This window comes from Acidiplasma cupricumulans, assembly GCF_001402935.1.
GTDB classification, from domain to species: Archaea; Thermoplasmatota; Thermoplasmata; order Thermoplasmatales; family Thermoplasmataceae; genus Acidiplasma; species Acidiplasma aeolicum.
In genome coordinates this window covers 1-7507 of sequence record NZ_LKBH01000187.1, presented here as the reverse complement: position 1 = coordinate 7507, position 7507 = coordinate 1, and the positions used below count along the sequence as shown (strand labels likewise).

6 protein-coding genes and 1 tRNA gene are annotated in these 7507 nt (G+C 34.9%); 2 read left to right on the top strand and 5 right to left on the bottom strand.

The window, feature by feature from the left end; all coding sequences use genetic code 11:
* Positions 1-19: 19 nt before the first annotated feature.
* The 3 genes from AOG55_RS05390 to AOG55_RS05380 all read right to left on the bottom strand — a co-directional run bounded on the left by AOG55_RS05390 (position 20) and on the right by AOG55_RS05380 (position 3362).
* Positions 20-1264, bottom strand: a complete 1245-nt coding sequence (locus AOG55_RS05390; protein ID WP_048101434.1) for an NRAMP family divalent metal transporter — start codon at positions 1262-1264, stop codon at positions 20-22.
* Positions 1257-1895 (bottom strand): metal-dependent transcriptional regulator, encoded by a 639-nt coding sequence (locus tag AOG55_RS05385; RefSeq protein ID WP_048101435.1) that lies wholly within the window; start codon positions 1893-1895, stop codon positions 1257-1259. Before AOG55_RS05385 ends, AOG55_RS05390 begins: the two co-directional genes overlap by 8 nt.
* Before the next feature lie 204 nt (positions 1896-2099).
* Positions 2100-3362 (bottom strand): MFS transporter, encoded by a 1263-nt coding sequence (locus AOG55_RS05380; protein ID WP_055041016.1) that lies wholly within the window; start codon positions 3360-3362, stop codon positions 2100-2102.
* Positions 3363-3604: 242 nt separating this feature from the next.
* Between AOG55_RS05380 and AOG55_RS05375 the strand changes: the two genes are divergently transcribed.
* Positions 3605-5254: a thiamine pyrophosphate-dependent enzyme gene (locus AOG55_RS05375; protein WP_055041015.1), complete on the top strand. Its 1650-nt coding sequence runs from the start codon at positions 3605-3607 to the stop codon at positions 5252-5254.
* Between the two features lie 181 nt (positions 5255-5435).
* On the opposite strand, the gene AOG55_RS05370 is transcribed toward AOG55_RS05375, so the two are convergent.
* Together AOG55_RS05370 and AOG55_RS05365 are read right to left on the bottom strand one after the other, a co-directional pair.
* Positions 5436-5508, bottom strand: a tRNA-Gly gene (locus tag AOG55_RS05370).
* 33 nt (positions 5509-5541) lie between these two features.
* The gene (locus AOG55_RS05365; protein WP_055041014.1) at positions 5542-6039 is read right to left on the bottom strand and encodes a DUF2250 domain-containing protein; all 498 of its coding nucleotides are present in this window, start codon (positions 6037-6039) and stop codon (positions 5542-5544) included.
* Between the two features lie 225 nt (positions 6040-6264).
* Between AOG55_RS05365 and AOG55_RS05360 the strand changes: the two genes are divergently transcribed.
* Positions 6265-7507 (top strand): Glu/Leu/Phe/Val family dehydrogenase (locus tag AOG55_RS05360; protein ID WP_055041017.1); only part of this gene is annotated, 1243 nt, incomplete at its 3' end.

Below are 7507 nucleotides of genomic sequence, written 5' to 3'. Positions count from 1 at the left end.
TAAATTTAAAAAATAAATTTCAAATTATTGCAAGAACCCCAAAGAATACAACAAATATAAGGCTTAACCAGTAAAATATTCTTGTTAATTTTTTCATATAAAATTTTCCCATTATTTTCCTGTTTTGACCAATAATGCCCATTATCACACCAGGGCCTATCAGAACAAAAACAAAGATGACGAGCAGGTAAAGAACTGAATTAATTAACATATCTGCAGGCAGTATCATTCCGGCTATAACTGCAGGAAGGCTTTCCAGAACATAAACGGTGAAAACATGCTTTTTATTTATGTTTAATGACTCAACAACCCCCCATGCACTGCCCATGGATATTACTATTAGGGCAATAAATCCTGCTGCAATTAAACCTATTCCAAATAGATATGGGGAGAAAGACCCGGCAACTGCGTCAAGCGCAACTGAAAGCTGTGATGCTGAGGCAAAATCTGTGGTTTTTGGCACCCCTGAAAATACCATCTCCACTATTACCATGAGCAGTTCTGAAACTATTGCACCAAATAACGTTTCACGTTTCATTGATTTTAACGCCGCCCGGTCTATTTCATCACTCCTTGTATTGTTTATATCAATATATGAGTTCTTAACATACCTGACCTTATTTGCCGTGGCTGATGCCTGAAAAAACAGCATAAATGGCATTATGACCGCACCAACATTTACTGCCAGAATAAATATGTAGGAGTATCCTGGTGAAAAGTATACCGGGGATGAATTAATAAAACCACGCAGGAACAGGTCAACAATGAAGGCCACTATAAGCACCAGTGTTATTGGTATTAAGATTTTTTCTGTTTTTCTGTATCCGTGTCTGGAAACAACGAATAAATGAACCACATATATAACCGGAAGTGAAATTAATATTGGTATGCCCATCAGGTTTAATCCTATGGCTATGCCCATATATTCTATTGCATATGTTACAACATCTGTAAGTGCCATTGGAAATGACATAATAACAGATACTTTTTTTGAATAATTCTCACGTATGACATCACCAAGTCCCTTGGATGTTGCTATGCCTATCCTCCCTGATATCTCCTGGACAAAATATAATGGAAGTATCATGAGAATCATGAACCATATTAATCCGTATTTAAAAATGGCACCTGTTTCTGCAGCCCCTATTGTACTGCTTGCGTCCATATCAGCAATCATAACAAGCCATGCGGGACCAAAGAAGCGAAGGTAGAACCTTAACCTGCTCTTTCTGGATCTTAGGTTTAAATCTGATTCCTCATTCATATGATGTCACTAGCCTGAAGGAGCCTGCAAGTTTTTCTGGTATTTTAAATTCATTATTACCTGATATAACTATGCTCCTACCATCCCTGTAGAAGGTTAAGTTCTGACCGGGAAGGATCGATGCATCTGCAAATTTCTTCAGAAGGTTATTTTCCTCATATATAATTCTTGAAAGTTTGTATCTTCCCTCTGGAACCTGATTAATGCTAAATTCCATGATATTTGGGTTTTCTTTAATGTTTATGGGATTTCCATGAGGGCATCTATCAGGATTTCCAAGGTTCTTCCTGAGCTTATTAAAATGTAAATCATCTATTGAATGCTCTATATCCATAACAGCATCATGGGATTCCTCCCATGGTACATCGAGCATTTTTACGGCAAATACCTCGGATATTCTGTGCCTGCTCATTATTGGTGCGGCCAGGTCAAGTCCATATGTTGTTAAATATATCTTTCTGTTAAACTTTTTAATAATGTTTTTAGCCTCAAGCTTGTTTAAATACTCAGAAACTGTTGGCATGGAGACATTTAAATCGGAGCTTATTCCTATTTCGTTGGCACTACCAAATGCCTCTATGAGGGTGTAAATTGTTTTTATATAATCCTCCTCATTATTTCTAAAATCCATGCAACAATATTAGGTATACCTAAATAAATTTATCTAAAGTTGAAGTAACTAAAATATAAACATCTGATGTAATTTTATGAATTCAACTTTTGCATGCATTAAGAATTTTTAGTGTTTCAAAAAGTATAAAAATGGATGATAATTATGTTTATTCTAAAGGCTTAAAGCCATATATTATCAATATATGTTACCAGATATATTTGGTCAGACAGCATTTTTTTCAAGTATTCTGTTTGGTATATCACGGTTTAACAGTGAAGATATTATAATGCTAAATATTATAGGAATCATTAAGATGTATATTATTGACTGGTTCCAGCCTATTATGTAAACGAGTGAAAGTAAGGATGTTGGCATTATTATGTTGCCAATCCACATAAAGGCATAACCGTATGTGCTTGCAGTCGCCCTAACCCTTGTTGGGAACATGTCGTTTACATAAAATGGCCATGCAGCCCACTGTGATAATAAAAAGAAAATAAATACAATATTAAATAGCAGTACATAATAATATGATGTTGATAATATTATTCCGGAAACGGAAATTGATGTTATAAACATGAATACTGCCATGACGTTTCTTCTGCCTATTTTATTGCCAAGATGTGCTGCAAATATGTATCCAATAATACCTATGCCAAAGGATATAAATTCAAAGGATAATGTGTCAAGGAATGCTATGTGTTTTATTTCAACGTAATATATTGGCAATGCCACAAGAGATATTGTTGCACTTCCCGATAGTATTGCGGCATAAATTGCGATGAGTATGGATTTTCTCCTTAAATCCCTGTGGAACATTTGTACAAAGGGATTTTTTATTGCCTCCCTCAAATTGGCGCTGTATCTTGTTGTTTCCTCCTTTTTATTTTGAATATAATCATTTTTTGCCTTCCTTAAATCCATGAATCTGTCTGTTTCAGGCAGTGATTTTCTGAAATATAATATGAACAGGGCGGGCAGAACGCCTATAAAAAATACATATGTTAAATGTATATTATATAATTCAAATAGATAAACCACTGCAGCACCAAATGTCTGGCCCACAGGAAAACCCAGTGATGTTATTAGCATCTGTCTTCCACGAAGTTTGTGCGGTGCGGTCTCTGCCGTTAAGGTGAAACCCAGCGGTTCATCTGTTCCTGCACCTACAGATGTTAAACCGCGTGAAAACATAAATGTTGGAACAGAAAAGGAAAAACCGGTTATTAAAGACCCAAATGAATATAATAAAACAGTAATCATAAATAATAATCTTCGCCCATACTTATCTGCAAGGTAACCAAAGGAGAATGCAGCTATGGCGGAAACAATAAATGCGGTATCGTTTATTATATTTATATCATTTAAATTAAAATTAAATAACGCTATCAATCCCGGTATGCTTGCAAGGAACATTTCAAAATCGAATGCAAATAATAAAACACCAAAAAATGCAGATAATGTATATCTCCAATATTTTTCCATATTCTGATATTGCAATTATGTATATATTTTATTATAAAATAAATTTTGATTTAAATGCATTTTATTATTTGTTAAATAATTAGTGTAACAAATAAAAACCAGTTATTCAAACTAATTAAAATTATTTTTTTTAATATTTAGGCTTCAGTCAGTGTAATTTTTTCTGCATTAACCTTAATTTTTGTTCATTATAATTATTAATAACTACATTAATTATATAAATGATATCATAATATTAATTTATGGCAACGGTGGCAGATATCATTATAAAAACATTAGTTAATTTTGGAGTTAAGAGAATATATGCAATACCAGGAGATTCATTAAATCCAATCATCGATGCAATAAGGAGAAATAAGGATGTTGAGTATGTGCAGGTTAGGCACGAGGAGGGCGGGGCATTAAGTGCATCATTTGAATCAAAATACTCCGGTAAATTATCTGCCTGCATGGGCACTTCAGGACCAGGGTCTATTCATTTATTAAATGGTTTATATGATGCAAAAATGCAGCATGTTCCGGTAATAGCATTGACAGGTCAGATTGAAACAGATTTATTGCACCATGATTATTTTCAGGAGGTTGATTTAATAAAATTATTCGATGATGTTTCTGTATTTAATGCAAGAATAGTTAATCCAAAAAATGCCCATTATTTAATATGGAGGGCATGCAGGGAGGCAATATTGAAAAAAGGCGTGGGACACATAGACATGCCTGTGGATATATTAAGGGAAAATGCAGCTGAGGAGGACCTGTCATATTATATTAATCCTGTAAGCTATAAACCAGATGGCATGGAAGAGGCAGCAAAATTAATAAATGAAAGCAAAAGGCCATTAATATTCATAGGTGGTGGTTCTAGAAATTATCATGATGAAATAAATAATTTTGCGGAAAAAATAGGTGCTCCGGTGGTTTATGCTCTTGATGGCAAGGGAACATTTAATGATGATGATAAAAAGGTAATGGGCGGCATAGGCCTGCTTGGAACAAGGCCATCAGTAAAGGCCATAGAAAACTGTGATTTAATGATATTCCTTGGAACAATATTTCCGTACACATCATTTTTAAAAAAGGTCAATAACATACAGGTAAATAATAATATAGATGATTTAAATAAAATTATGAAGGCAAATTATTCATATTTATGTGATATAAAATATTTTATTGATAACATAAATGTTAATGAAAAGGATGAAAAATATTACAATGAACTTCAGGATGAAAGGGAAAAATGGTTTGCTAGCCTTAATAAAATGATAAATGACAAAAGAAATCCTATAAGGGCCGAGGTTTTAACAAATGAAATATCCAAAAGAATAGAGGACGACGCAATAATAATAACAGATACCGGAGATGTGACATTATGGACAAACAGATTTATTAGGGCAAAAAATAAAAATAAATTTTATTTTTCTTCATGGCTTGGAACAATGGGGTCAGGCATTCCAGGAACAATAGGACTTGCTTTTGCATCAGGCAAAAAGGTCTACGGAATAATAGGGGATGGCAGCTTTGCAATGACATCAATGGAATTAATAACAGCAAAAAAATATAATTTGCCTGTTAAATTAATAGTATATGATAACCATATACTTGGAATGATAAAGCTTGAGGAGGAGGTCATGGGATATCCCGAATACGGCGTTGATTTATATAATCCAGATTTTTCAAAGCTTGCTGAATCTGTGGGGATAAAAGGTATAAGGGTTAACAGCGTGTCTGAACTGGATTCCAAACTGGATGAGTTCTTTTCTCATGATGGCCCTGTTGTTCTTGATGTTATAACTGAAACAAATGAAACACCAATGCCACCAAAACTTGAATTTAAGGTTGCAGCAAAATATGTGACATCTATATTGAGGGAAAAACTTGAACCAAAAGATTAAGTGTAATTAATTTGATATTATGATGGGAATATAATTTTATTATTTTCCTAATGGAATCAGTGTGTTTATTTTAATTTAAAGACCATTTAAACCATTTTTATATTATAAAATCTGGATCCAGAATATATAAATAAAAAAAATTTAATGATGTATTGGTTAAAGCATTAAACCTTTATAATAATGCGACTGCCGGGATTTGAACCCGGGTTAGTGGCTTGGGAAGCCACTGTGATACCAGGCTACACTACAGTCGCTTACAGACCTTATTTAAAATTTATATTTAACTTTTAAGTATCAGGCAGATTTATCTGCCTTCTCTTTGCTAGGTCCAGAACGGATTCCCCGATGGGGGTAATTTCACCATATTTATCTAGAAGCCCCATATTAATAAGCTTTGCCCTTTTTGATGGGTCATCATTTCTTCTCTTTTTATATGCGAGCATCTTAAGGCAGGGAAGTTCAAGATACTTTATATATTCCCGGGGTCCTATGCTTTTCAGAATATAATGCCCCTTATTTGTAAGTAAATAATATGTATGATGCTTATGCACCTCATTTGTTTTTTTAAGCTTTGCCTCAGTTCTTTTTATTGAAGAACCAGAATATTTTTCTATTAACCCCATGTTCTCAAGGCGCTCCAGATAAATATTTACATTCATTTGGGGTATGCTTGTATAAATTTTTATATTTTTTGCATAATCCAGTTTTGCCAGATTAAAATGCTGCAATACCATTAAAAGTTGATTATCAAATACAAGATTTTTAATTATTTCATCATCTTCCATGATTACACCGCAGTTGAATATTAATTTATATTATAATACATTTTATATTTTATTATAAAATCATGGGATGGACTTGATTTATTATTAAATCATGGTCTATATAAAAAATGATGAGAATATTTTTTATCATGTCATATGTTTATTTCATGTTCGTTATAATAGGTCAATTTAATTCCCCCACAAAAAGATTAAACTACTTCTGAACGATTCATGTATGGTGTTACAATGGAGGATTTAGACCCATTTGATATAGCTCTCAAGCAGCTAAAAAAGGCTGCCAGCGTGATAAATTTAGATAAACAGGCTCTTGAAATTTTAAGTTCTCCAAAGGAGATACTTGAGGTTTCCATACCTGTAAAAATGGACAGTGGAGAAACCAAGGTCTTTAAGGGCTTTAGGGTTCATTATAACAATGCCCGGGGACCAATGAAAGGTGGAATAAGGTACTATGAAAAGGAGACACTTTCAGAGGTTAAGGCCCTATCAGCATGGATGACATGGAAGACAGCCCTTCTGGACCTTCCATACGGTGGTGCCAAGGGAGGTATTGTATGCGATCCCAAAAAAATGAGCAGGGGTGAGCTTGAAAGATTAAGCAGGGGTTATATAGATGCAATTGCAAATTTCATAGGGCCGGATATAGACATACCTGCACCGGATGTTTACACAACACCGCAGATAATGGCATGGATGATGGATGAATATGAGAAGATAGTACGGCATTCAGCACCCGGTGTTATTACAGGAAAACCATTGGAAATTGGTGGTTCACTGGGCAGGGGTGATGCCACAGCAAAGGGAGGCATGTATGTCCTAAGGGAGGCTGCAAAGTCAATAGGACTTGATCTTTCAAAGGCAAGAGTCGCCGTTCAGGGATTCGGAAATGCCGGACAGTTTGCTGTAAAATTTGTTAAAGAAATGTTTGGATCAAAGGTTGTTGCTGTATCCGATTCAATGGGCGGCATTTATTCAGAGGATGGAATAGATTTCCAGGAATTGCTTGAATATAAAGAAAAAACTGGAAAGGTGGAGGGATTTAAAAACTGCAAAACAATAACAAATGAGGAGCTTCTTGAGCTAAACGTTGATGTGCTTATACCTGCAGCAATAGAAAACCAGCTTACAGGTGCCAATGCAGATAAGGTAAAGGCCAAAATAATCCTGGAGCTTGCAAACGGTCCAACAACGCCAGAGGCTGATGAAATATTCTTTAAGAAGGGTGTGCTTTTAATGCCAGATTTTCTTTCCAATGCTGGTGGGGTAACCGTATCATACTTTGAGTGGGTACAGAACATTACTGGAGATTACTGGACTGAGGAGGAGGTTTATAAGAAACTTGATGCCAAGATGACAAAGGCCGCACAGGATGTCCTCGCAACATATAAAAAATACAATGTTGACCCAAGGACTGCTGCCTATACAATAGCAGTCAAGCGTGTTGCGGACGCAATGAAGCTTAGGGGAATCT